The following is a 23,805-nucleotide window of genomic DNA, read 5'->3' on the forward strand; positions in this document are numbered from 1 at the left end:
CGGAGGCGGCGTATCGGCTGGCCGCCGTGCTCGACGCACGGCGGCCGCCCGCGCCCGCGCACGAGCTGGGGGAGCCCGCGACCGAGAAGAGCGAGTGCGAGGAGTGGTACGAGCGAGCGGCTTCTCAGGGGCACCGGCGGGCCCAGGTGCGGGTCGGGATGCTGGCATCGGCTCGGGGGGACGTGGTCGAGGCGGCACGCTGGTATCGCGAGGCGGCGGAGGCCGGATCGCGGAACGGCGCGTTCAACCTCGGGCTGCTGCTCGCCCGGGAGGGAAGCGAGCCCGAGGCCGCGCTGTGGTGGACCCGGGCCGCCAATGCGGGCCATGGGCGGGCGGCGTTGCGGCTTGCCCTGGTCTACGCGCGTCGGGGAGAGCTCGCGGAGGGTCAGCGTTGGGCGGACCGTGCGGTCTCTCTGGGGCCCGCTGAGGTCGCCGAGCGTGCGGCCCGGCTTCGTGACGCGTTGCAGGAGGAGCTGTCGGCCTGAGGGATGCCTGAGGGACGCCTGAGGGGCGCCTGAGGGATCCCTGGGGCGGTTGGGACTGCTGCGGCGGACTGGGCCGCCAGGGCTTCCGGGGCTGCTGGGGCGACCTTCTCGGCCCAGCAGCCGGGGACGGTAAAGCGATTTGCAGTGGTCCTGGGTGTTGACGTAATGTTCAGTTCACCGACGCGGGGTGGAGCAGCTCGGTAGCTCGCTGGGCTCATAACCCAGAGGTCGCAGGTTCAAATCCTGTCCCCGCTACTGAAGGCCGAAGGCCCGGAACCGATGGGTTCCGGGCCTTCGGTGTGTATTCACTCGCCCAGAACCTCAGGGCCGATGGCCCACCGCCTCCGCGTACAGCGAGCGGTTGACCAGCCGGGACTCCGGAAGGGCCTCCCCATCCGAGACGCCCGCCGCGCGGTACGCGGACTGGAGGCGGCCCGTCGTGCCCTGGCGGATCTCCCAGTCCATACGGAGGGAGGGTGTCGACTCCAGGACCGCACGGTCCGTCTTCAGAAGCCTGGCCAGTGTGGCCGTGAAGGCCGGGTCCTTCTTGTAGTCGTCGGCGAAGTACGTGTTGATCGTGCGGATGTACGCCCGCAGCAGCGCGACCCCCGCGTCCACGTCGTCCTTCAGCAGGTTCGGGCCGAACAGCATGCCGCCCAGCGGCTCGCCCGCGGGCTGGCCCCCGAGGAAGGCGTAGCGGTCGTCCCCGTCGACCTTGCGCCAGACCGGATCGAGGAGCCAGGCGGAGTCGACGCCGCCGTTCCGCAGCGCGGTGAGCACGTCGGCCGAGCCCAGCTGCTGGAACTGGATCTTGTCGAGGCCGCCGCCGTGCTTCTTCAGGGACGTGTTCATCGGGTACGCGATGACCGACCCCTTGCCGATCATCGTGCCGAGCTTGCGGCCGGCCATGGGGACGTGGGACGCGCGCTCGCCGTCCTTCAGCCGCACCCACAGGCCGCTCTTCGACTTCGGGTCGGGCGAGAAGTTCCCGGCCACCCACTTGATGTCGAAGCCGCCGTTGACGCCGTTGATCACGGCGGCCTCGGGAGCGGCCCACTGCGCGTCGATGTCGCCCTTGGCGAGCAGGGGAAGCGCGTCGGGCGTGGGCAGCACCTTCAGCGTGACGTCCAGACCCTCCTTCTTGAACTCTCCCTTCTTCACGGCCACTTGGAGCGGAGCCACATACTCCGCGCTGAGCGTGCCCGTCGCGATCGTCAGTTTTCGCGTCTCGGTCAGGGGCCGAGCGGCCGGCGCGCCCGTGGAACAGCGCGCGGGTGCGCGGTCCGCGGAGAGGTCGGCCGGGTCCGTCCAACTTCCTCCGCCGCAGCCCGACACCGCCTTGATGGTGCGCGGCTTCGCGGGACCGGCACCCGCCCCGGAGTCCTGAGAGGTACACCCCGTCGAGGCCAGCAGCGAGCCCGCGACCAGCAGCGCACCGAATGCGGAACGCCTCACGACTGCGTAGTAGGAACCCCTCATGACTGCGTAATCGGAACCCCTCATGACTGCCCCCGCCCACGGTCGCGCGGCGCCCACGGAGTGAGCAACCGCCCCAGGATCCGTACCAGTTCGGAGAAGACGACACCGAGCACGGCGACGCAGACGATGCCGACGAACATCACGTCGTTCTGGAAGAGCGCGCGCGAGTCGAAGATCAGATGGCCCAGGCCGTTCGCCGCGGCGATCTGCTCCGAGGCGACGATGACCAGTACCGCCACGCCCGCCGCGATCCGCGCGCCCACCAGGACCGCGGGCAGGGAGGCGGGCAGCAGTACATGCCGGAACATCTGCCAGGGGGAGGCCCCGAAGACCTGTCCCGCGTCGCGATAGCCGGAAGGTATCGCCATCACCGCCGACATCGTGGAGATCCACACGAAGAAGAAGACCGTGGCCGCCACCAGCGCCACCTGCGGGCCCTCCCCGAGGCCGAACATGTTCAGGAAGATCGGCAGCAGGGCCAGCTTGGGCACGACGTACAGGGCGTCCAGAAGGGGCTCGAGTGCCGCGCGTACGAGGGAGAGCGAGCCCATCAGCAGGCCCAGTGCATAGCCCGCGAGGGTGCCGATCGCGTATCCGGCGAGTACGCGCTTGAGGGTGGCGCGTACGTCCGGCCACAGGTCGCCGGCGGCCGCGCGGTCCCAGCCGTCGGCCAGAATCGTGGACGGTGCCGGGTAGACCCGGTCGTCGATCCAGGCCTGGGCGGCGGCCAGTTGCCACAGCAGGACCAGTACGAGGGGCACGGCGACCGCGAGGGACAGCTCGAGGGCGCGGCGCCTGCGGTGGGTGCGTACGGGGTGCAGCTCCCGTGGGCCCGGGCGGCGGACCAGGACCGCCGCCGCATCGGTACGTTCCTTGCGTACGGCCGTGTTCATGCGGGCACCGCCTCCGGGCGCAGCAGCTCCCACAACTCGCTCTTCAGGGTGGTGAACTCAGGAGCCGAGCGGACGTCACCGGAGCGCGGGCGGGGGAACGGCGGGCGGCGTTCGGCGATGATCCGGCCCGGGCGCGCGGACATCACCAGGACGCGGTCGCCGAGGACGATCGCCTCCTCCAGGCTGTGCGTGATGAAGAGCGTGGTCGTGCGGGTCGTCTGGGTGAGGTCCAGGAGCTCGTCCTGGAGGATCGTGCGCAGCTGGGCGTCCAGCGCCGCGAACGGCTCGTCCATCAGCAGGATTTCGGGCTCCACGGCGAGCGCGCGGGCGATCGCCACGCGCTGGCGCATACCGCCGGACAGGGTGGCGGGGTACGCGGAGGCGAAGTCCGCCAGCCCCATGCGCGCGAGCCAGTCGCGGGCACGGGCGTTCGCCTCGCGGCGCGGGACGCGCTGGATGTCGAGGCCGAAGCGGACGTTCGCCAGGACGGTCTTCCAGTCGTAGATCCCGTAGTCCTGGAAGATCATGGCGGCCGGGCGCGGGCTGCTCGTGCGGATGGCCAACTCACCGGTGCTGGGGCGCAGCAGGCCTCCGGCGATACGGAGGAGGGTGGACTTTCCACAGCCGGACGGGCCGACGATGCAGACGAACTCGCCTGGGGCGACGGTCAGGTCCAGCGGGCCCAGGGCGTCCACGGCGGCGGAGCCCCGGCCGAAGGTCCGGCTCAGATCAGTGGTTTCGAGTTTCGGGTGCGGCTCTCCCACGGTGTCTCCTGGCGGAGTGCGGTACGGACTGGTGGGCGCCGTTGACGATATGACGGGGCGTCAGATTCGGGAAGGTGTCCGCATCAGATAGGGCGGCGGACTTGTGAGGGCTGTGCGCGGAGATTCCGTGCGGCCGCAGCACGAAGCCCCGGCGCCAAACAGGTGCCGGGGCTTCGGGAAAGGGCGGGAAAGGCGGGGCTGCCCGGTGTGGATCAGGCGGCCGTGCAGTTCGGGCACACGCCTCGGTACGTCACCTCGACGCCCGAGATCGTGAAGCCGAAGCGCTCGGAGTCGGGGAGGTCGGCCAGTGGGTTGCCGCTCGGGTGGACGTCACGGATCGCTCCGCACTGGGCGCAGACCAGGTGGTGGTGCGGACGGTGCGCGTTCGGGTCGTACCGCTTGGCGCGCTGGTCCGTGGAGACCTCGCGGACCTCGCCGAGGGAGACCAGCTCGCCCAGGGTGTTGTAGACGGTCGCCCGGGAGATCTCGGGCAGCTTGGAGACGGCGCGCGCATGCACCTCGTCGGCCGTCAGATGGACGTGATCGCCGTCGAGGACCTCGGCCACGACACGCCGCTGCGCGGTCATGCGCCAGCCACGTCCGCGCAGGCGTTCCAACAGGTCGCTCATAAAGACGAGCCTAACAGCAGGCAAACTCCACCTCGAATGGGTGCGACTTTAGAACCTCCCCTGACTTGGATGACGTCCAATGCCTGCCGTTGGCCTGTCGGTGTGACTGCCTGTCTGCTGGTCAGTCTGTGTGCCTGCCTGCCCGCCTGCTCAGGCCGGCGCGTGCTGTCGCATGGGGGACCAGCAGCGGATGATGTCGCGGACCGAGACGATGCCGACGGGCTCGCCGTGGTCGAGGACGATCAGATGCCGGAAGCCGCCGTGTGTCATGGCGTGGGCCGCCTCTTCCAGCGTCCAGGAGGGCGCGGCGAAGACGACGTCGGTGGTGGTGTGGGCGTGGGCCCGCTCGGCATCCGGGCTCTGGCCCAGGCCGACGGAGTTGAGGATGTCGCGTTCGGTGAGGATGCCGATCCCGCTGTCGTCGGGGTCGAGGACCACGGCGGCGCCGACATGGCGCGCGGACATCAGTGCGGCGGCCTGCCGGAGGGTGTGAGCGGGTCCGATGGTGAGGACCACCGTGCTCATGGCGTCACGGACGAGCATGGATGGAGCCACCTCCTAGGAATCCCTGCTTGCGCCTGGATTCACAAGTTCACAAGTGGGGGGACTCTCAGAGTCGCAGCTAAAGGGAGGGGCAACAAGAGGGCGCGCAAGAACACCCTGGGGGCGCGCCGTCTTCCGGTTGGCGCCCAGGCGCCGCCGGTGGCCTCAGTAGCGCTGGTTGAGGTACCCCAGCAGCTCATCGTGGAGGAGGCCGTTCGACGCGGCCGCGTTGCCGCTGTGCGGACCCTCGCGGCCGTCGAGGCCGGTGAAGCTGCCGCCCGCCTCGGTCACGACGATCGCGGTGGCGGCCATGTCCCACAGCGACAGCTCGGGCTCGGCGCAGATGTCGACGGAACCCTCCGCGACCATCATGTACGGCCAGAAGTCGCCGTACGCGCGCGTGCGCCACACCTCGCGGGTCAGGTCCATGAAGCCGTCCAGCCGGCCATGCGCCTCCCAGCCGCTCAGCGAGGAGTACGCGAAGGACGCGTCCGACAGCTGTGAGACGCGCGAGACGTGGAGCCGGGTCGCGGCGGACAGACTCCGCCCGGAGAACGCGCCGTGGCCCTTCGCGGCCCACCAGCGGCGGCCCAGCGCGGGCGCCGAGACGACGCCGACGACCGGCTGGTAGCCGCCCTCGCCCGCTTCCATCAGGGAGATCAGCGTGGCCCAGACGGGGACGCCGCGTACGTAGTTCTTGGTGCCGTCGATCGGGTCGATCACCCAGCGGCGCGGGCCCGTGCCCTCCATGCCGTACTCCTCGCCGAGGATCGCGTCCCGCGGCCGGGCCCGTTGGAGCTGACCGCGGATGAGTTCCTCGGCGGCCTTGTCGGCCTCGCTCACCGGCGTCATATCCGGCTTGGTCTCGACCTTGAGGTCGAGCGCCTTGAAGCGCTCCATGGTCCCGGCGTCGGCGGCGTCCGCCAGGACATGGGCAAGGCGCAGGTCATCGCGATAGTCGGGCATGACCGAACCGTATCGCTCCGCGGGAAACGGGATGAAGGCCGGGCGTCGTCCAGAACGCGGGCCGGCTGTGGCTGGTCGCGCCCACGCGGCGGAGCCGCATGATGTCAGGACCCCGCGCGCCCTACGGGGCGCCAGGGCCCTGGTGCCGTCGGGGGCCCTTGACAGTGACCCCGTGCGCGTCAACTCTGAAGCGCAGAGCCGATCGCCCCAGGGAGGCGACGATGCCTGCAGCGCGGGAATCCCTCTTGGACGCCGCCTACACGGCGCTCGCACGCCGTCCGTGGTCCGCCGTGCGGATGGTCGACGTCGCCGCCGAGGCCGGGGTGTCCCGGCAGACCCTCTACAACGAGTTCGGCAGCAAGGAGGGGCTCGCCCGGGCCCTCGTACGCCGGGAGGCCGACGCCTATCTCGCGGGTGTGGAGCGCGCGCTCGTGAGCCATGCCGAGCCCCGGGAGCGGCTGGCCGCCGCCGCGGAGTGGACCGCGGCGGCGGCGCGGGCGAACGCCCTGGTGCGGGCCATGCTCACCGGATGCTGGGGCGAGCGGCTGCCCTCGCCCACGCTGTCCGCCGTGCCGTCGTCATCGGCGGTGCCGGCGCAGCGGCGGGCCGACGNCTCGCCCACGCTGTCCGCCGTGCCGTCGTCATCGGCGGTGCCGGCGCAGCGGCGGGCCGACGGGCCGTTGCCGTCGCCCGTGGACTTCGTGCAGCTCGTACGGGATCGTGCCGTGGCCCTGCTCGTCGTGCCGGGGACCACGAAGTCCCAGTCGGCGGAGCTTGCGCGGGCGTGCGAGCTGGTGATGCGGATCGGCTTGTCGTGTGTGCTCGCCCCGGCCGGGGAGGGCGGGACCGCCGCCTTGATCCGCGACACGTTGTCGACCGTGCGCGTGATGAGCTGACGCGGCCGCGAGCGTGAAGGTGGGAGCACACGGCTGCCACACCGCTGATTCATGCGCGCTGGAGAGTCTCTAGAGCGCGGGACGGTCTCTAGAGCGCCGGACAGCACATCTAGTGCGCCCCGCCCGACAGCTGCAGGCCGATCACGCCCACGATCACCAGCGTGATCGACACGATCTTCAGTGTGGAGACCAGGTCGCCGAGGAAGACCATGCCGTAGATGGCGGTGCCGGCCGCGCCGATGCCGGTCCAGACGGCATACGCGGGGCCGACGTCGAGGCGTCTGAGGGCCAGGGTGAGCAGACCGAAGCTGCCGAGGGCGAAGATGCAGAAGGCGACCGTCGGCCACAGACGGGTGAAGCCGTGCGAGAGCTTCAGGCAGACCGCGAAGCCGGTCTCGAGGAATCCGGCCACGATCACCAGCAGCCACGCCATGTGATGCCCTCCCACGCTTCGTGACCGCTTCGTATGGCTTGGGTCCTGCTTGGTGCGATTATGCCTTTACCATCGTGGCGGGGATGCAAACAAAACTGAGGTCACGCGGCGATCAGTCGCCCTCGTGCCGCTCACGCGTAGCGAGCAGCCTGCGCAGCGAGTAGAGCCGGGCCGGGTCCGCGTGGCCTTCGGACACCCACTCGTCCAGCGCGCAGTCCGGCTCGTCGTGGCTGCACGCGCGGGGGCAGCCCTCGGTCCCCGGCTCCAGGTCCGGGAAGGCGTGGATGACCCGGGACGGGTCCACGTGGTGCAGCCCGAAGGACCGTACGCCCGGAGTGTCGATCAGCCATCCGTCGTCGTCCGGCAACGGCAGCGCGAGCGCCGACGTCGTCGTGTGCCGGCCGCGACCCGTCACCGCGTTGACATGCCCCGTCAAACGCCGTCGCTCCCGCGCCACCAGCGCGTTGACCAGCGTCGTCTTGCCGACGCCCGAGTGCCCCACGAACGCCGTGATCTTGCCGTCCAGATGTTTGCGCACGCGGTCCACCGCTTCCCCGCTCTCCAGCTCAGCACGGCTGGTCACGACATACGGAACACCCAACGCCCCGTACAGCTCGAGGAGTTCGTCGGGCGGGGACAGGTCCGACTTGGTGAGCACCAGCAGCGGGTCGAGCCCGCCGTCGTACGCGGCTACCAGACACCGGTCGATCAGCCGCGGGCGCGGCTCGGGATCGGCGAGGGCCGTCACGATCGCCAGCTGGTCGGCGTTGGCGACGACCACGCGCTCGTACGGATCGTCGTCGTCGGCGGTGCGCCGCAGCACCGATGTCCGCTCGGCGATACGGACGATGCGGGCCAGGGTGTCCTTCTTGCCGGTCAGGTCACCGACGAGGGACACCCGGTCGCCGACGATCGCGGCCTTGCGGCCCAGTTCGCGGGCCTTCATCGCGTATACGACACGGTCGTCGACGAGGCACGTCAGCCGGCCCCGGTCGACGGTGAGGACCATGCCGTCCGCCGCGTCCTCGTGCTTGGGCCGGATGTTGGTCCGCGGGCGGCTGCCCTTGCGGCCGGGGCGGCTGCGGATGTCGTCCTCGTCGGTGTGCTTGCCGTAGCGGCGCATGGTCCGTGTCCGCCCGTCAGTTCCCGAGCATCCCGGTCCACAGCTGGGGGAAGTCCGGCAGGGTCTTCGCCGTCGTCGCCACGTTCTCGATCTGTACGTCCGGCACGGCGAGACCGATGATCGCGCCCGCGGTGGCCATACGGTGGTCGTCGTACGTGTGGAAGACGCCGCCGTGCAGGGGGCGCGGGCGGATGTGCAGACCGTCGGCGATCTCGGTCACGTCGCCGCCCAGTTCGTTGATCTCCTTGGTGAGCGCGGCCAGCCGGTCCGTCTCGTGCAGACGCAGGTGAGCCACGCCCCGAAGGGTGGAGGGCGAGTCGGCGAGGGCCGCGACCGCCGCGATCCCGGGGGTCAGCTCACCCACCTCGCCGAGGTCCACATCGATGCCGTGGATCGCGCCCGAACCGGTGAACTCCAGGCCCTGGTCGGTCAGTTCGCAGGAGCCACCCATCTCGGTGAAGATCTCGCGCAGCTTGTCACCCGGCTGGGTGGTGCGCACGGGCCAGTCGGGGACGACGACCCGGCCGCCGGTGACCAGGGCGGCCGCAAGGAACGGCTGGGCGTTCGACAGGTCCGGCTCGACCGTCAGATCGCGGCCGAGCAGCGCGCCGGGCGTGACCCGCCAGACGTTCGGCTCGCCGCCCGACTCCGGGGTGTCCACCTGGGCGCCGATCGACCGCAGCATGTCGACGGTCATCCGGATGTGCGGCATGGAGGGGAGCGTCGAGCCGGTGTGCCGTACCTCGACGCCCTGGTTGAAGCGCGGTCCGGACAGCAGGAGCGCCGAGACGAACTGGGAGGACGATGAGGCGTCGATCTCCACCGGGCCGCCCTCCACGGCCCCGCCGCCGTGCACGGTCAGCGGCAGCGAGCCGCGCCCGTCGTCGTCGATACGGGCACCGAGGGCGCGCAGGGCGTCGATCACGCCGTGCAGGGGGCGCTCGTGCGAACGCGGATCGCCGTCGAAGCGGATGGGGCCGTCCGCGAGCGCGGCGACCGGGGGCAGGAAGCGCATCACGGTCCCGGCGTTCCCGACGTCCACCGTGGCCGGGCCGCGCAGGCCCGAGGGGATGACGCGCCAGGCCTCGCCCGAGCCGTCCGGGCCGACGCCCTCCTCGATGCCGACGCCCATGGCGCGCAGGGCACCGGCCATCAGCAGGGTGTCGCGGGAGCGCAGCGGGCGGCGCAGCCAGCCGGGCTCGGCCGCGAGGGCGGCCAGGACGAGCGCGCGGTTGGTGACCGACTTGGACCCGGGCACGTGGACCGTCGCGTCGACGGCTCCGCTCGCGTGCGGGGCGGGCCAAAGGGCGGTGTGTGCGGGGTTCGGGGCCATGGCCCCACTGTATAAGGAGGCCATCGTTCGGGTGCGGGAGCGTTGTGGCTGGTCGCGCCCGCGCGGGGGAGCCGTATACGTCCGAAAACAGCCCCGCGCACCCTCACGGCGGGTGTCAGAGCTGTAGCAGCCAGCGGCCGCCGCCTATCAGTGCGCACAGCGACACCGTGTGGAAGAGGAACAGCCACATTCCGGCCGGGACGTGCGTGAGGCGTGACAGCTGGTCCGCGTCCGAATCGCCCGCGCCGCCGCGGCTGCGCTTGGCCTGGAGCTCGAAGGCCGGTCGTACGCCGCCGAGCAGCAGGAACCAGACGACGGCGTACGCGAAGGCCGCCTGCACCTGGGGCCCGGCCAGCCACGAGACGAGCAGGAACGTGCCACCGGTGACGATCACCGTGAGCGCGCCGTACGCGTTGCGGATCATCACCAGCATCGCCACGAGCAGCAGCGTGGCCAGCCACAGCAGCGCCGTGATGTGCCCCTCGGCGAGGAGCGCGGCCCCGCCGAGGCCCAGCAGCGGGGGAGCGGTGTAGCCCGAGGCGGCGGTCAGGATCATGCCGAGGCCGGTCGGCTTGCCCCGGCTGACGGTGAGGCCGCTGGTGTCGGAGTGCAGCCGTATACCGCTGAGGCTGCGACCGGTGAGCAGCGCGACGAGACCGTGGCCGCCCTCGTGGGCGATCGTGATGGCGTTGCGCGAGAGCCGCCAGATGCCCTGGGGGACGATCAGCGCCAGGGCGGCGCCCATGGTGGCGAGGACGACCCAGGTGTCGGGGTCGGGCTGACTGCCGAACACCTCGTCCCAGAGGGTGGCCAGTGAGGTGGTTGCGGTGGCTTCCATTGTCTGTGGGGGCTCCTCTGGGTGGCGCGGAATCTGGCAGTGTTGCACGTATGTGCGGACGGTATGCATCGAGTCGTAGGCCAGAGGATCTCGCAGGAGTCTTTGAGATCGAGAAGTGGGAGCCCGAGGAGACCCTCGCGCCCGACTACAACGTGGCTCCGACCAAGGACGTCTACGCGGTGCTCGACCGTCCTCTCAAGGACGCGGCGGACCCGAAACCGGTTCGCCAGTTGCGCAGGCTCAAGTGGGGCCTCGTGCCGTCCTGGTCGAAAACCCCCGAGGGCGGCGCGCGGATGATCAACGCCCGTGCGGAGACCGTGCACGAGAAGCCCTCGTACCGGCGGGCCTTCTCGAGCCGGCGCTGCGTCATCCCCGCGGACGGCTACTACGAGTGGGTGACCGGGACCGCCGAGCGCGATCTGGAGGTCGAGGGCAAGAAGAAGCGGCCGCGCAAGCAGCCGTACTTCGTGCTGCCCGCCGACGGTTCCGTCTTCGCGATGGCCGGGCTCTACGAGTTCTGGCGGGACAAGACGCTGCCGGACGACCATCCGCGGGCCTGGTGGGTCACGTGCTCCGTCATCACGACCGAGGCGGAGACGACGCCCCTCGCGGTGGCCCCCGCCGACGGCCCGCACGCCCTGGCCGACATCCACCCCCGTATGCCCCTGATGCTCACCCCCGACCGCTGGGACTCCTGGCTCGACCCCTCCCGTACGGACGTCGAGGACCTGCGCTCCCTGCTGGCGCCGCCCCCGCCGGGGCTGATGCGGGCGTACCCCGTCTCCACGGCGGTGAGCAACGTGCGCAACAACGGGCCGGAGCTGCTGAAGGAGCTGGAGGGCCCCGAAGAGGGCACACTCTTCTGATGTGACGCAGAACAAACGCGTGGACGAGAGCGTGGACGGGCGCGTGGACGAGACGGTGGACGGGCGCGTGGACAAGATCGCGGGCGAGACCGTGGAGACGGACGCGGGCACGGCCCGCGTCACCTGGCACAGGGCGAAGAAGGCACGGCTCGTGCTGGCGCTGAGCCACGGGGCCGGAGGCGGGATCGAGGCGCGGGACCTGCGGGCCCTCGCCGCCGAGCTTCCCGCGCACGGCGTGACCGTGGCCCTCGTGGAACAGCCCTGGAGAGTCGCCGGGAAGAAGCTGGCGCCCGCCCCGAAGACGCTCGACGTCGGCTGGCGCGGGATCTGGCCCGCGCTCGCCCGGCCCGGCGTGCCGGTCGTCGCGGGCGGTCGTAGCGCCGGAGCCCGTGTCGCCTGCCGGACGGCCGCCGAACTCGGCGCCCGCGCCGTCGTGGCACTCGGCTTCCCCCTCCACCCGCCGGGCAAGCCGGAGAAGTCGCGCGCCGGGGAACTGCTCGGCGCCGGCGTGCCCACTCTGGTCGTCCAGGGCGGCAATGATCCGTTCGGGAAGCCGGAGGAGTTCCCGGACGGCGCGTACGACCTCGTCGAGGTGCCGTACGGAGATCACGGTTTCGCCGTGCCCAAGCGCGCGGAGATCGGGCAGGACGAGGCGCTGAAGGTCCTCACCGACGGGGTCGTGAAGTGGCTCTCGTCACTTGAGTGAGCTGCGGTCACGGTGCGGGAATGTTGCGCCGGCGATGTCTGTTGTGGCGGATTGACGTACTCATCACCGAGTGCTTGCCGTCCGTACGAGAGGAAGTCCGCCGCATGGGTTCGATCATTTGCCCGAGCCGTAACAGCAGCGCTGAGCTGGACTGGACGGTGCTGCACGCGGCGAAGAGCACTCCTATTCGAGCGGCGGAGGGACCGGATCGTCGTCTATCCTCCGATTCTGGTAGGGCCGGTCTCGGTTCTGCCCAGACTCTGGAGGAGGTGGGTCCGGTCGCTGGGACCGACGCAGGGACCGAACACGGCCAGTCGGAGCAGCCCGAGGGCCAGGGCAGCGGCGAGTCGTCCGCCGAGCGCAGCGCGCGCTTCGAGCGGGACGCGCTGGAATTCCTCGACCAGATGTACTCGGCCGCGCTGCGCATGACGCGCAACCCCGCCGATGCCGAGGACCTGGTGCAGGAGACGTATGCGAAGGCGTACGCGTCCTTCCACCAGTTCCGTGAGGGCACCAACCTGAAGGCCTGGCTGTACCGGATCCTCACCAACACGTTCATCAACTCGTATCGGAAGAAGCAGCGCGAGCCGCAGCGCTCCGCCGCCGAGGAGATCGAGGACTGGCAGCTCGCGCGCGCCGAGTCGCACATGTCGACGGGTCTGCGCTCCGCCGAGTCGCAGGCGCTCGATCACCTGCCCGACTCGGACGTCAAGGAAGCTCTCCAGGCGATCCCCGAGGAGTTCCGCATCGCCGTCTATCTCGCCGACGTAGAGGGCTTTGCGTACAAGGAGATCGCGGACATCATGGGGACACCCATCGGTACGGTGATGTCCCGGCTGCACCGGGGTCGCCGCCAACTGCGTGGCATGCTCGAGGACTACGCCAAGGACCGTGGCCTGGTCCCGGCGGGCGCCGGGGAGTCGAACGGAACGAAAGGCTCGGGGTCATGAGCTGCGGAGAGCCGCACGAGACGGACTGCAGTGAAGTACTCGATCATCTCTACGAGTTCCTCGACCACGAGATGCCCGACAGTGATTGCACCAAGTTCGAGCAGCACTTCGAGGAGTGCTCGCCGTGCCTGGAGAAGTACGGTCTCGAGCAGGCCGTGAAGAAGCTGGTCAAGCGGTGCTGCGGCCAGGACGACGTGCCGACCGACCTGCGCTCGAAGGTCATGGGCCGTATCGAGCTGATCCGTTCCGGCCAGGCCGTGCCCGAGCACGACGTCACGGCCTCGCCGCAGGAGTCCTGACTCGGAGCCGTGAACAGCGCCGGCCGTAAGGGCCGGCGGGCACCGTCAGGCCGCGGACACCCATGAACAGCGCCTGACGGGAGGGCCCGTGGGTTCGCCGGGCAGGGGTGTGCGTGAGCGTCGCCGTCCGGATGCGCGTCCGGGCCCGCCAGGCCGTGAGAGCCGGTGAGTGTCGCCCGCGGAGTTATGGGTATTCCGACCCTGATCCTTCGGACAGGTTGTCGGCCACAGTGGTGTCCAGAGGTCGTCTGACCTTGCCCTTGGGTGGGTAACCCATGGGTAATGAGCGCCCGTCCGACCGTACGTGGTTGGATGCGAGGAAGAGGACATCAGGGGGCACAGTCCAGCCCGAGGCTGCACGCTCTTAAACGAACTGGCAGGCGGGAATCGTGAGGATCTTCGGCAAGGGACGGCACCGGCCCTCCGCCTCATGGCGGCAGGCCACCGACCGCGCGTTCACGCTGATCGGTGACGGTCGGTACGAGGACGCGGGCGCGTTGCTCACACGTGCGGCGGACCTGGAGCCCTGGCTGTCCGAGTCCTGGTTCAACCTCGCCCTGCTGCACAAGTTCCGGCACGACTGGGAGCAGGCGCGAGCGGCCGGACTCAGGGCCGTGGCGCTGCTCGACCGGGAGACCGGGGCCCCTGATTGGTGGAACGTGGGCATCGCGGCCACCGCCCTGCAGGACTGGCCCCTCGCACGCCGCGCCTGGCAGGCGTACGGGCTGCGGGTGCCCGGCGGCGCCACCGCGTCCGGCGAGCCCGTCGGGATGGAGCTGGGCAGTGCGGCCGTACGGCTGTCGCCCGAGGGCGAGGCCGAGGTCGTGTGGGGGCGCAGGCTGGACCCGGCCCGGATCGAGGTGCTGTCGATTCCGCTGCCGTCCTCCGGGCGGCGCTGGGGCGAGGTCGTGCTGCACGACGGCGTCCCGCACGGCGAGCGGACCACGGCCGCCGGGCACGCGTATCCGGTCTTCGACGAGATCGAGCTGTGGGCGCCCTCGCCGGTCCCCACCTGGGTCGTACTCCTGGAGGCGGCGACCGAGGACGACAGGGACGCCCTGGAGCGGCTCGCGGCCGACGCGGGGTTCGCCGCCGAGGACTGGTCGTCCTCCGTGCGGCTGCTGTGCCGTATGTGCTCGGAGTCCCGGATGCCCTCCGACGAGGGCGACGGCGAGCACCTGGACCCGCACGACCACAGCGAACCCGGCCATCCCGGACCGCTCGGCCACCGCACCGACGGGCAGCTGTGGGTGCCCGAGCGCGAGTGCGGCCTCGCGGCGCCCGCCTCACTGGTGCGCGGCCTGCTCGACGGCTGGGTCGCGGACAGCCCGGACTCCCGTGACTGGCGGGATCTGGAGGAGGTCTGCTGAGCGCAGCCCGTAGGCTGTTGCCCGCAGATTTTCCCAGGATTCAGGAAGGCGTACGTCGGTCATGGCGCAGCAGGACACAGAGCAGAGCGGGGTGCTCCCCGTGGACGACGACGGCTTCGTCATCGACACCGAGGACTGTGAGGAGCGTGAGACGGCCTACCGTGAGCGTGGCACCTCGCGGCCCATCACGGTCGTCGGGAACCCCGTGCTGCACAAGGAGTGCAGGGACGTCACGGAGTTCGGCGACGACCTGGCCAAGCTTGTCGACGACATGTTCGCCAGCCAGCGCACCGCCGAGGGCGTCGGCCTGGCCGCCAACCAGATCGGCGTCGACCTGAAGGTCTTCGTCTACGACTGCGGGGACGACGAGGGCCGGCGCCATGTCGGAGTGGTCTGCAACCCCGTCCTCGTCGAGCTGCCCGCGGACAGGCGCCGCCTGGACGACAGCAACGAGGGCTGCCTCTCCGTGCCCACCGCATACGCGTCGCTCGCCCGCCCCGACTACGCCGAGGTCACCGGGCAGGACGAGAAGGGCAACCCGATAAAGGTGCGCGGCACGGGCTACTTCGCGCGCTGCCTGCAGCACGAGACGGACCACCTGTACGGCTACCTCTACATCGACCGGCTCTCCAAGCGTGAACGCAAGGACGCGCTGCGGCAGATGGCCGAGAACGAACCGCGCTACCCGGTCGTGGCCAACGACTGACGCCACCACCCAGCTTCGGATGACGACGCCTGGTCGGGGATCCCTCCCGACCAGGCGTCGTTCGTCTGTCCGTCGTACTGGGGATCCCACATCGATCCGATGTGCTCGCCGGAGATCTAAATTCGGTCACGCAAGAGGACGTTCTCGGCGCTATGGGGTAGTGAGTGGTGCAAATCTGTTCCCACAGCAGTCAGTTGTGGTGCTGAATGAGAAGCGCGGGGATATGCAACGGCGCACGCCCGGCGCGGGAGGGGCGTGTCGTGACAGGCGGCTGAGAGGGGTTGTTCGTGCCTGCTTTCCCACAGAGCACCACACCGACGCACACGACGGTCGCGGTTCCACCGGCGCTCTCTCTCCCGGTGATCGAGACCGAGTTTCCCCGTCAACTCCACCCGTATTGGCCGAGGCTTCAGGAGAAGACCCGGGCCTGGCTTCTGGAAAAGCGCCTCATGCCGGCGGACAAGGTCGCGGCATATGCCGATGGGCTGTGCTATACGGACTTGATGGCGGGCTACTACATTGGCGCGCCCGATGACGTCCTCCAGGCGATAGCGGACTACAGCGCGTGGTTCTTCGTCTGGGACGACCGCCACGACCGGGATGTGATCCACCGGAGGCCCGCGGCCTGGCGGCGGCTCAAGCAACGACTGCACGCGGCCCTCGACTCCCCCCGGGACCACCTGCATCACCAGGATCCCCTGGTTGCGGGGTTCGCGGACAGCGTGGTGCGGCTGTACTCGTATCTGAGCCGGAAGTGGAACGCCCGCTTCGCCCGGCACTTCCATGCGGTCATCGAGGCGTACGACCGGGAATTCCGCAATCGCGCGTCGGGAATCGTTCCCACGGTCCAGGACTATCTGGTCCTGCGGCGGCTGACCTTCGCGCACTGGATCTGGCTGGACCTCCTGGAGCCGAGTGCGGAGTACGAACTCCCCAACGCCGTACTGCGGAATCCCGTATACCGGCGGGCGGCCCTTCTGTGCCAGGATTTCGCCGCCTGGTACAACGATCTCTGTTCGCTCCCCAAGGAAATAGCGGGCGACGAGGTTCACAATCTCGGAATCAGTCTCATTCACCATGAGGGAATGTCACTGACAGAGGCCGTGAAGGAAGTAAGGCGCCGTATTGAGGAAGGCATCGATGAATTCCTCGTCGTCGAACAGGAGGTATTGCGGTACGCCGACCGGCTCGACGACGGGTCCGTCCAGGGTGCGGAATTGGCGGATGCCGTGCGGGCCTGTCTCTTCAATATGCGGAACTGGTTCAGTTCCGTGTACTGGTTCCACCACGAGTCCGGCCGGTACAGAGTCGACAGCTGGGACGACCGGTCGACACCCCCGTACGTCAACAACGAAACGGCAGGTGAGAAATGACCGTCGAGTCAGTCAGGCCGGAAGCCGTTCAGATACCGGAGCCACGTACTCCGCCCCTCGCGGGAGGCGGTGTCCCGGGCCTCGGGCACGGCTGGAAACTGATGCGCGACCCGCTGGGCTTCCTGGCCCGGCTGCGCGACCACGGTGACGTCGTCCGGCTCAGGCTGGGCCCGAAGACGGTGTACGCCGTCACCACGCCGGCCCTCACCGGGGCGCTGGCGCTGAGCCCCGCCTACGAGATCGGCGGACCCCTGTGGGACTCCCTGGAAGGCCTGCTGGGCAAGAACGGCGTGGCGACCGCCAACGGGCCGATGCACCGGCGCCAGCGGCGGACGATCCAGCCCGCGTTCCGGCTCGAGGCCATCCCCGAGTACGCCCCGGTGATGGAGGAGGAGGCGCACGCGTTCGCGGGGCGGTGGCAGCCCGGTGAGACGATCGACTGCACGTCGGAGGCGTTCCGTGTCGCCGTCCGCGTCGCGGCCCGCTGCCTGCTGCGCATCGAGTTCATGGACGAACGGGCCGAGCGGCTGTGTGCCGCGCTCGCCACGGTGTTCCGCGGCATGTACCGGCGCATGGTGATCCCGGCCGGACCGCTCTATCGGCTGCCATTTCCCGCCAATCGCAGATTCAACCGCGCATTGGCCGATCTGCATCTGGTCGTCGACGAGATCATCGCCGAGCGTCGCTCATCCGGCCAAAAGCCGGACGATTTGCTGACGGCATTGCTGGAGGCGAAGGACGGGAATGGCGACCCCATCAGCGAACAGGAGATCCACGACCAGGTCGTCGCGATACTCACTCCCGGCGGCGAAACCATCGCCTCAATGGTCATGTCCCTCCTGCACGTGCTCACCGAACACCCGGGACACGCGGCCAGGATCCGCGAAGAGGTCGAATCCGTCACGGGGGGCGGTCGGCCCGTCGCATTCGGCGACATCAGGAAGCTGTCCCACACGAACAATGTCATCGTCGAGACGATGCGGCTGCGTCCCGCCGTATGGATTCTGACGCGGCGGGCGGTGACCGAAACCGAACTCGGCAACTATCGCATTCCAGCCGGGGCCGACATCGTGTACAGCCCGTACGCGATCCAGCGCGATCGGCGTTCGTACGAGCGGCACCTGGAGTTCGACCCGGACCGCTGGCTTCCGGAACGCTCCGAGGACGTGCCGAAGTACGCGATGCGGCCGTTCGGTGTGGGCAACCGGAAGTGCCCCGGTGACCACTTCTCGATGGCCCAATTGACGCTCATCACGGCGACGGTGGCGTCCAAGTGGCGCTTCGAGCACGCGCCCGAGTCCAACGGCGCGCCCCGCGTCGGCATCACGCTGCGGCCGAACGGGCTGCTGCTGAAGCCCATACCGCGCTGAGTGCGAGCGGCCGGCGCACGTTCAGGCGGCTGCCTCAGGGCCCCTGAACGTGCGCCGGTACGCCTGCGGGGTCGTCCCCAGCGACCGTACGAACTGGTGGCGCAGCGCGGCGGCCGTCCCGAACCCGGTGCGGTCCGCGATGGTGTCCATCGTCTCGTCGGTGGCCTCCAGCAACCGCTGGGCCAGCAGCACCCGTTGCCGCAGGATCCAGCGGTACGGGGTGGTGCCCGTCTCCTGCTGGAAGCGGCGCGCGAACGTACGCGGGGACATGTGCGCGCGGGCGGCGAGCTGTTCGACGGTGACCTCCTCGTCGAGGTGACGCTCCATCCAGACGAGCACCTCGCCGACCGTGTCGCACCGCGAGCGCGGCAGCGGCCGCTCCACGTACTGGGCCTGGCCGCCGGCGCGGTGCGGTGGCACGACCATGCGGCGCGCGATGGCGTTGGCGACCTCGGGGCCCTGCTCCTTGCGGACGATGTGCAGACAGGCGTCGATCCCGGCGGCCGTGCCGGCCGAGGTGACGACCGGGTGCTCGTCCACATACAGCACGTCGGGTTCGACGATCGCCCGCGGATGGCGTCGGGTGAGCGCGTCCGCATGCCGCCAGTGCACGGTGCAGCGCCGCCCGTCGAGGAGTCCGGCGGCGCCCAGGACAAAGACGCCGGAGCAGACGCTGAGCACCCGCGCGCCGCGGTCGGCGGCCCGGCGCAGGGCGTCGAGCAGCTCGGGCGGGTAGGTGCGCTCGGTGTAGTTGCTCCCGGCAGGGACGGCGATCAGGTCGGCCTCTTCGAGCCGCTCGAGTCCGTACGGAACGGAGACCGAGAACCCGGCGTGGGTGCTGAGCGTCGGGCCTTCCGCCGAGGCGACCGCGAAGTCGTACACCGGAAGGCCCTCGTCGCTGCGGTCGAGGCCGAACACCTCGCAGACGACACCCAGTTCGAATGGATGGACGCCGTCGAGCAGGATGACGGCCACGTTGTTCAGCATGCTGCCAGTGTGCCCGAGATCTGGCAGGAATTCGAGGGTGTGCGGCAGTCCTGCCACTGACGGTAAGGAGCAACCGGAGCGACAGTGGTGTCCATGGATACACGCATGGAAGCCCTCACCGGAATGCTGACCGTCCTCGGGATCCTCGCGGTCCTCGTCCTCCCCGCACTGATCGGCATCGCCCGCGACAGGCGCATCGACCGTCAGCTCAGGGAGGCCGAGGCCGCTTCGGCCCAGGATCGGAGTCAGACGAGTCAGACGAGTCGGAAGAGTCAGAAGTCCTCGTCCAGGTCGACGGTGCCCTCCACCGCCACCTGGTACGCGGACGGACGCCGCTCGAAGAAGTTGGTCAGCTCCTGAACCCCCTGCAACTCCATGAAGGAGAAGGGGTTCTCGGAGCCGTACACCGGAGCGAAGCCGAGCCGTGTCAGGCGCTGGTCGGCGACGCACTCCAGATACTGCCGCATCGAATCGGTGTTCATGCCCGGGAGACCGTCACCGCACAGGTCGCGCGCGAACTGCAGCTCGGCCTCGACGGCCTCCCGGAGCATGTCGATGACCTGCTGCCGGAGCTGGTCGTCGAAGAGCTCCGGCTCCTCCTTGCGGACCGTGTCGACCACGTCGAAGGCGAAGGACATGTGCATCGTCTCGTCGCGGAACACCCAGTTGGTGCCGGTTGCCAGGCCGTGCAGCAGACCACGGCTGCGGAACCAGTAGACGTACGCGAAGGCACCGTAGAAGAAAAGACCCTCTATGCACGCCGCGAAGCAGATGAGGTTGAGCAGGAACCGGCGGCGGTCGGCCTGGCTCTCCAGCCGGTCCAGCTTCTCCACCGAGTCCATCCACTTGAAGCAGAACGCGGCCTTCTCGCGGATGGACGGGATGTTTTCGACCGCGTCGAACGCGGCGGCGCGGTCCTCCGGGTCGGGCAGATACGTGTCGAGCAGCGTCAGGTAGAACTGGACGTGCACGGCCTCCTCGAAGAGCTGCCTGGACAGATACAGGCGCGCCTCGGGAGAGTTGATGTGCTTGTAGAGGGTGAGCACCAGGTTGTTCGCGACGATCGAGTCGCCCGTCGCGAAGAACGCGACCAGACGCCCGATGAGGTGCTGCTCGCCCGGCGACAGCTTCGCGAGATCGGCCACGTCCGAGTGGAGGTCCACCTCCTCCACGGTCCAGGTGTTCTTGATCGCGTCCCGGTAGCGCTCGTAGAAGTCCGGGTAGCGCATGGGACGGAGAGTCAGCTCGAAGCCGGGGTCGAGGAGATTCTGGTGACGCTTCGTCATTACTGGCAGGCCTCGCAGGACTCGGGGTTTTCCAGGGAGCAGGCGACCGCGTCGTCGGGGTCGGCGGCCTGCTGGACGGGGATGTTCTTCTGGGGTTGCGCCTGGGCGGCGGAGTTCGAACCGGCCGCGCGGGCGATGCGGGTCGCCGGGCGCGAGCGCAGGTAGTACGTCGTCTTCAGGCCCTGCTTCCAGGCGTACGCGTACATCGAGGAGAGCTTGCCGATGGTCGGCGTCTCCATGAAGAGGTTCAGGGACTGGGACTGGTCCAGGAACGGGGTGCGGGCGGCGGCCATGTCGATGAGACCGCGCTGCGGGATCTCCCACGCCGTGCGGTACAGCTCGCGCACGTCCTGGGGCACCCAGTTGAAGCCCTGCACCGAGCCGCCCGACTCGCGCAGCGCCTCGCGGGTCTGCGCGTCCCACAGGCCGAGCTTCTTCAGCTCGTCCACCAGGTACGCGTTGACCTGGAGGAACTCGCCGGACAGCGTCTCGCGCTTGAACAGGTTGGAGACCTGCGGCTCGATGCACTCGTAGACGCCCGCGATGGACGCGATGGTCGCGGTCGGGGCGATCGCGAGCAGCAGCGAGTTGCGCATGCCGACCGAGGCGACGCGCTCGCGCAGCGCGGCCCAGCGCTCCGGCCAGAAGAGCTCGACGTCGAAGTGGTCGGGGTGCAGGACACCCCGCGCCGTACGCGTCTTCTCCCAGGCCGGGAGCGGCCCGTTGCACTCGGCGAGGTCGGTGGACGCCTCGTACGCGGCGAGCATGATGCGCTCGGCGATGCGGGTCGACAGGGCGCGCGCCTGCGGCGAGTCGAACGGCAGCCGCAGCTTGAAGAACACGTCCTGCAGGCCCATCGCGCCCAGGCCCACCGGACGCCACTTGGCGTTGGAGCGGCCCGCCTGCTCGGTCGGGTAGAAGTTGATGTCGACGACGCGGTCGAGGAAGGTGACGGCGGTGCGGACGGTCTGGTCGAGCCGCTCCCAGTCGATGTCCTGGGAGGCCGTGTCCACGAACGCGCCCAGGTTGACGGACCCCAGGTTGCAGACGGCCGTCTCGCCGTCGTCCGTCACCTCCAGGATCTCGGTGCAGAGGTTCGAGGAGTGGACCGTGTGGCCGGGCAGCGCCGTCTGGTTGGCGGTGCGGTTGGCCGCGTCCTTGAAGGTCATCCAGCCGTTGCCGGTCTGCGCGAGGGTGCGCATCATGCGGCCGTACAGTTCGCGGGCCGGAATGGTCTTCTTCGCGAGTCCCGCGTCCTCGGCCTTGCGGTACGCGGCGTCGAACTCCTCGCCCCACAGGTCGACCAGCTCGGGCACGTCGGACGGCGAGAACAGCGACCACACGCGGTCCTCGGCGACCCGGCGCATGAACTCGTCCGGGACCCAGTGCGCCAGGTTCAGGTTGTGCGTACGCCGGGCGTCCTCACCGGTGTTGTCGCGCAGCTCCAGGAACTCCTCGATGTCGGAGTGCCACGTCTCCAGGTAGACCGCGGCCGCGCCCTTGCGCCGGCCGCCCTGGTTCACCGCGGCGACCGAGGAGTCGAGGGTCTTCAGGAACGGGACGATGCCGTTGGAGTGCCCGTTCGTACCGCGGATCAGCGAACCACGGGAACGGACACGGGAGTACGCGATCCCGATGCCGCCCGCGTGCTTCGAGAGCCGGGCCACCTGGTGGTAGCGGTCGTAGAGGGAGTCGAGCTCGTCCTTCGGGGAGTCGAGGAGGTAGCAGGACGACATCTGCGGGTGCCGCGTACCGGAGTTGAAGAGCGTGGGGGAGGAGGGCAGGTAGTCGAGCCGGCTCATCAGGCCGTAGAGCGCGGCCACTTCGTCGACGGACCGGGTGTCTGTGCTGGAACCGGACGCTGTGTCATCGGCGAGACCGGCGGCGACGCGCAGCAGGAAGTGCTGCGGGGTCTCGATGACGGACCGGGTGATCGGGTGCCGCAGAAGGTAGCGGCTCTGGAGGGTGCGCAGGCCGAAGTAGCCGAAGCGGTCGTCGCCGGCGGGGTCGATGAGCGCGTCGAGCCGGTCCGCGTGGACCCGTACGAACTCGGAGGTGCGATCGGCGATGAGTCCTTCCCGATGCCCGACCTCGACGGACTCGGAGAAGGACCGTACGCCCTGTGAGGCTGCCTCGGCGGCGATACTGACCGTCAGCAGGCGCGCGGCCAGCTTCGAGTACACCGGGTCGTCGGAGATGAGGCCCGCGGCCGCCTCGGTGGCCAGCACGCGCAGCTCCGCCTCGTCCGCGGTGGCGGACCGGCCGCGCAGCGCGGCGGCGGCGACCCTGCCGGGGTCGGCGTCGGGGAGGTCGGCGGTGAGGTCGGTCAAGGTCCGTAGCAACACGGTCCCCGGCCCGTCGGTTTCGGCCTCGGCCTGTGTCACGGTCGCTTCGGTCGCTGAAGCCGGATCGGCTGGCGCGATGGTCACGTGGGGGATCTCCCTCGCTCGGTAGGGGGCCCGCGGGGAGAGGGGTTCGGGGCACACGGACGTACGCACTCTGCGCAGGGGTACGCCGCGTTCACCGGCCCACTCCGCGAGGCCCGGACGTCATCGGAACCCGGGCCGGACGGCCTGGGCACGCTGTCGGCAGGTCCTCGGACTGACGCTGGTACGCGAACGACTGGGCGAACACGCACAAGTACACCGTTGCGGGACAGTTCCGGATTCGCACCGGATTCCCCTGCGGCGACAGCGAGCATGAGCATACATCTTGTGCCGGACTGGGAAAGCACCCCTACATGTTGTGTCGCGTGTCGGCTGTAAGAGTGTCAGAGCGTCAAGTCGTAAGTGAGGAGAGTGATGTCGTCGAGGTGTGGAATCGGGTTCCAGTCGCGCTCGGGGGTGCGCCGGAAACCGAGGCGCTCGTAGATCCGGTGGGCGCTGTGCATGGTGCGCTGAGTGGACAGCACCATGCGTACGCAGCCGTCCGTGGCCCGTGCGCGCGCGACGCAGGCGCGTACGAGCGCCTCTCCGACGCCTCGGCCGCGGGCCTCCTTGGTGACCGCCAGCATCCGTATCTCGGCCTCGCCCGTGCGCGCGATGTCCGCCATCGGGCCGCCGGCCGGTACGAAGGTCACTCCTCCGAGCACGCGATCGTGCTCGACGGCGACGAGTACGTCGGCAGCGGCGGCCCGCTTCGCCACGTCCCGCAGCTCACCGAGGTACTCGTCGCTCTCCCCGAAGTCCAGGAGCCCGTCCTGGAGGTATGCCTGCGCGGTGATCTCGCCGAGGGCGTCGTACTCCTCGGGTTCCGCTGCTCGGATCACGATGTCCATGCGGTGCAGTGTGCACGACGGGTACGACGCTGGACCGCCGGGTTTTTTCTCGCCCCCGCCGCCCCTACCCATTCCCATCCCCTGGGGCTCCGCCCCAGACCCCGCTCCTCAAACGCCGGAGGGGCTGGATTTTCGAGCCCGGGCTAGCACCATCAGCCCGTCCGGCGTTTGAGGACGAGGCCGTTCAGGCCGATACGGGGGTCTGGGGGCGGAGCCCCCAGGAACGGGATGGG

At 69.6% G+C, this 23,805-nt stretch carries 24 protein-coding genes, 1 tRNA gene, 1 pseudogene and 1 riboswitch; of the genes and pseudogenes, 12 read left to right on the top strand and 14 right to left on the bottom strand.

Annotation, left to right across the window (positions count from 1 at the left end):
- Positions 1–485: tetratricopeptide repeat protein (locus FGD71_RS21105; protein ID WP_140935920.1), on the top strand; the 485-nt coding region annotated here is incomplete at its 5' end.
- 181 nt (positions 486–666) lie between these two features.
- Positions 667–740: transfer RNA gene (locus FGD71_RS21110), tRNA-Met, on the top strand.
- A 66-nt stretch (positions 741–806) separates the two neighbouring features.
- Here the strand turns inward: FGD71_RS21110 and FGD71_RS21115 are convergent.
- From FGD71_RS21115 to hisN, 6 genes are all read right to left on the bottom strand, one after another.
- Positions 807–1,940 (bottom strand): ABC transporter substrate-binding protein, encoded by a 1,134-nt coding sequence (locus FGD71_RS21115; protein WP_420878330.1) that lies wholly within the window; start codon positions 1,938–1,940, stop codon positions 807–809.
- 44 nt (positions 1,941–1,984) lie between these two features.
- Positions 1,985–2,857 carry an ABC transporter permease gene (locus FGD71_RS21120; protein WP_119102052.1) on the bottom strand — a complete coding sequence of 291 codons (873 nt, stop codon included), beginning with the start codon at positions 2,855–2,857 and terminating at the stop codon, positions 1,985–1,987.
- A complete protein-coding gene (locus tag FGD71_RS21125) occupies positions 2,854–3,621 on the bottom strand; it encodes an ABC transporter ATP-binding protein (RefSeq protein WP_119102053.1) in 768 nt (255 codons plus the stop codon). Before FGD71_RS21125 ends, FGD71_RS21120 begins: the two co-directional genes overlap by 4 nt.
- 212 nt (positions 3,622–3,833) lie before the next feature.
- Positions 3,834–4,250: a Fur family transcriptional regulator gene (locus FGD71_RS21130; protein ID WP_119102054.1), complete on the bottom strand. Its 417-nt coding sequence runs from the start codon at positions 4,248–4,250 to the stop codon at positions 3,834–3,836.
- Positions 4,251–4,400: 150 nt separating this feature from the next.
- Complete coding sequence (locus tag FGD71_RS21135; RefSeq protein ID WP_119102055.1) at positions 4,401–4,793, bottom strand: CBS domain-containing protein; 393 nt, start codon at positions 4,791–4,793, stop codon at positions 4,401–4,403.
- Positions 4,794–4,958: 165 nt separating this feature from the next.
- Entirely contained in the window at positions 4,959–5,759 is an 801-nt protein-coding gene (gene hisN / locus FGD71_RS21140) for a histidinol-phosphatase (RefSeq protein WP_119102056.1), read from the bottom strand.
- Between the two features lie 221 nt (positions 5,760–5,980).
- On the opposite strand from hisN, the gene FGD71_RS49000 reads away from it, so the two are divergent.
- Positions 5,981–6,371: TetR/AcrR family transcriptional regulator (locus FGD71_RS49000; protein WP_244951219.1), on the top strand; the 391-nt coding region annotated here is incomplete at its 3' end.
- Between the two features lies 1 nt (position 6,372).
- Positions 6,373–6,655: pseudogene (locus FGD71_RS49005) on the top strand (TetR/AcrR family transcriptional regulator); the annotation flags it as partial.
- 109 nt (positions 6,656–6,764) lie between these two features.
- Here FGD71_RS49005 and FGD71_RS21150 read toward each other — a convergent pair.
- The 4 genes from FGD71_RS21150 to FGD71_RS21165 all read right to left on the bottom strand — a co-directional run bounded on the left by FGD71_RS21150 (position 6,765) and on the right by FGD71_RS21165 (position 10,382).
- The gene (locus FGD71_RS21150; protein WP_119102057.1) at positions 6,765–7,088 is read right to left on the bottom strand and encodes a DMT family transporter; all 324 of its coding nucleotides are present in this window, start codon (positions 7,086–7,088) and stop codon (positions 6,765–6,767) included.
- 112 nt (positions 7,089–7,200) lie between these two features.
- Positions 7,201–8,211 (bottom strand): ribosome small subunit-dependent GTPase A, encoded by a 1,011-nt coding sequence (rsgA, locus tag FGD71_RS21155; protein ID WP_119102058.1) that lies wholly within the window; start codon positions 8,209–8,211, stop codon positions 7,201–7,203.
- Between the two features lie 16 nt (positions 8,212–8,227).
- Positions 8,228–9,544, bottom strand: coding sequence for a 3-phosphoshikimate 1-carboxyvinyltransferase (aroA, locus tag FGD71_RS21160; protein ID WP_119102059.1), 1,317 nt, complete (start codon positions 9,542–9,544; stop codon positions 8,228–8,230).
- 115 nt (positions 9,545–9,659) lie between these two features.
- Positions 9,660–10,382, bottom strand: a complete 723-nt coding sequence (locus FGD71_RS21165) for a M50 family metallopeptidase (RefSeq protein WP_119102060.1) — start codon at positions 10,380–10,382, stop codon at positions 9,660–9,662.
- A gap of 50 nt (positions 10,383–10,432) precedes the next feature.
- Between FGD71_RS21165 and FGD71_RS21170 the strand changes: the two genes are divergently transcribed.
- The 8 genes from FGD71_RS21170 to FGD71_RS21205 all read left to right on the top strand — a co-directional run bounded on the left by FGD71_RS21170 (position 10,433) and on the right by FGD71_RS21205 (position 18,022).
- Positions 10,433–11,248: an SOS response-associated peptidase gene (locus FGD71_RS21170; protein WP_119102061.1), complete on the top strand. Its 816-nt coding sequence runs from the start codon at positions 10,433–10,435 to the stop codon at positions 11,246–11,248.
- 76 nt (positions 11,249–11,324) lie between these two features.
- A complete protein-coding gene (locus tag FGD71_RS21175; RefSeq protein ID WP_420878331.1) occupies positions 11,325–11,954 on the top strand; it encodes an alpha/beta hydrolase family protein in 630 nt (209 codons plus the stop codon).
- Between the two features lie 269 nt (positions 11,955–12,223).
- Complete coding sequence (gene sigR / locus FGD71_RS21180; RefSeq protein ID WP_205571139.1) at positions 12,224–12,904, top strand: sigma-70 family RNA polymerase sigma factor; 681 nt, start codon at positions 12,224–12,226, stop codon at positions 12,902–12,904.
- On the top strand, positions 12,901–13,203 hold the full coding sequence (rsrA, locus tag FGD71_RS21185; protein ID WP_119102063.1) for a mycothiol system anti-sigma-R factor: 303 nt from the start codon (positions 12,901–12,903) through the stop codon (positions 13,201–13,203). Before sigR ends, rsrA begins: the two co-directional genes overlap by 4 nt.
- 389 nt (positions 13,204–13,592) lie before the next feature.
- The gene (locus tag FGD71_RS21190) at positions 13,593–14,573 is read left to right on the top strand and encodes a tetratricopeptide repeat protein (protein ID WP_119102064.1); all 981 of its coding nucleotides are present in this window, start codon (positions 13,593–13,595) and stop codon (positions 14,571–14,573) included.
- 61 nt (positions 14,574–14,634) lie between these two features.
- Entirely contained in the window at positions 14,635–15,279 is a 645-nt protein-coding gene (def, locus tag FGD71_RS21195) for a peptide deformylase (protein ID WP_119102065.1), read from the top strand.
- Between the two features lie 287 nt (positions 15,280–15,566).
- Positions 15,567–16,652 carry an epi-isozizaene synthase gene (gene cyc1 / locus FGD71_RS21200; protein ID WP_119102072.1) on the top strand — a complete coding sequence of 362 codons (1,086 nt, stop codon included), beginning with the start codon at positions 15,567–15,569 and terminating at the stop codon, positions 16,650–16,652.
- Positions 16,649–18,022 (top strand): bifunctional albaflavenone monooxygenase/terpene synthase, encoded by a 1,374-nt coding sequence (locus FGD71_RS21205; RefSeq protein WP_119102066.1) that lies wholly within the window; start codon positions 16,649–16,651, stop codon positions 18,020–18,022. The genes cyc1 and FGD71_RS21205 overlap by 4 nt, the downstream gene beginning before the upstream one ends.
- 21 nt (positions 18,023–18,043) lie before the next feature.
- On the opposite strand, the gene FGD71_RS21210 is transcribed toward FGD71_RS21205, so the two are convergent.
- From FGD71_RS21210 to FGD71_RS21230, 4 genes are all read right to left on the bottom strand, one after another.
- Positions 18,044–19,009 (bottom strand): GlxA family transcriptional regulator, encoded by a 966-nt coding sequence (locus tag FGD71_RS21210; protein WP_119102067.1) that lies wholly within the window; start codon positions 19,007–19,009, stop codon positions 18,044–18,046.
- Between the two features lie 272 nt (positions 19,010–19,281).
- Positions 19,282–20,295 carry a ribonucleotide-diphosphate reductase subunit beta gene (locus tag FGD71_RS21220; RefSeq protein ID WP_119102068.1) on the bottom strand — a complete coding sequence of 338 codons (1,014 nt, stop codon included), beginning with the start codon at positions 20,293–20,295 and terminating at the stop codon, positions 19,282–19,284.
- Complete coding sequence (locus tag FGD71_RS21225) at positions 20,295–22,724, bottom strand: ribonucleoside-diphosphate reductase subunit alpha (protein WP_119102069.1); 2,430 nt, start codon at positions 22,722–22,724, stop codon at positions 20,295–20,297. The genes FGD71_RS21220 and FGD71_RS21225 overlap by 1 nt, the downstream gene beginning before the upstream one ends.
- Positions 22,725–22,865: 141 nt before the next feature.
- Positions 22,866–23,002: riboswitch (cobalamin riboswitch) on the bottom strand.
- Positions 23,003–23,065: 63 nt separating this feature from the next.
- The gene (locus FGD71_RS21230; protein ID WP_119102070.1) at positions 23,066–23,572 is read right to left on the bottom strand and encodes a GNAT family N-acetyltransferase; all 507 of its coding nucleotides are present in this window, start codon (positions 23,570–23,572) and stop codon (positions 23,066–23,068) included.
- Positions 23,573–23,805: the final 233 nt, after the last annotated feature.

The sequence above is a fragment of the Streptomyces sporangiiformans genome (genome assembly GCF_005768555.2).
Taxonomy (GTDB): domain Bacteria; phylum Actinomycetota; class Actinomycetes; order Streptomycetales; family Streptomycetaceae; genus Streptomyces; species Streptomyces sporangiiformans.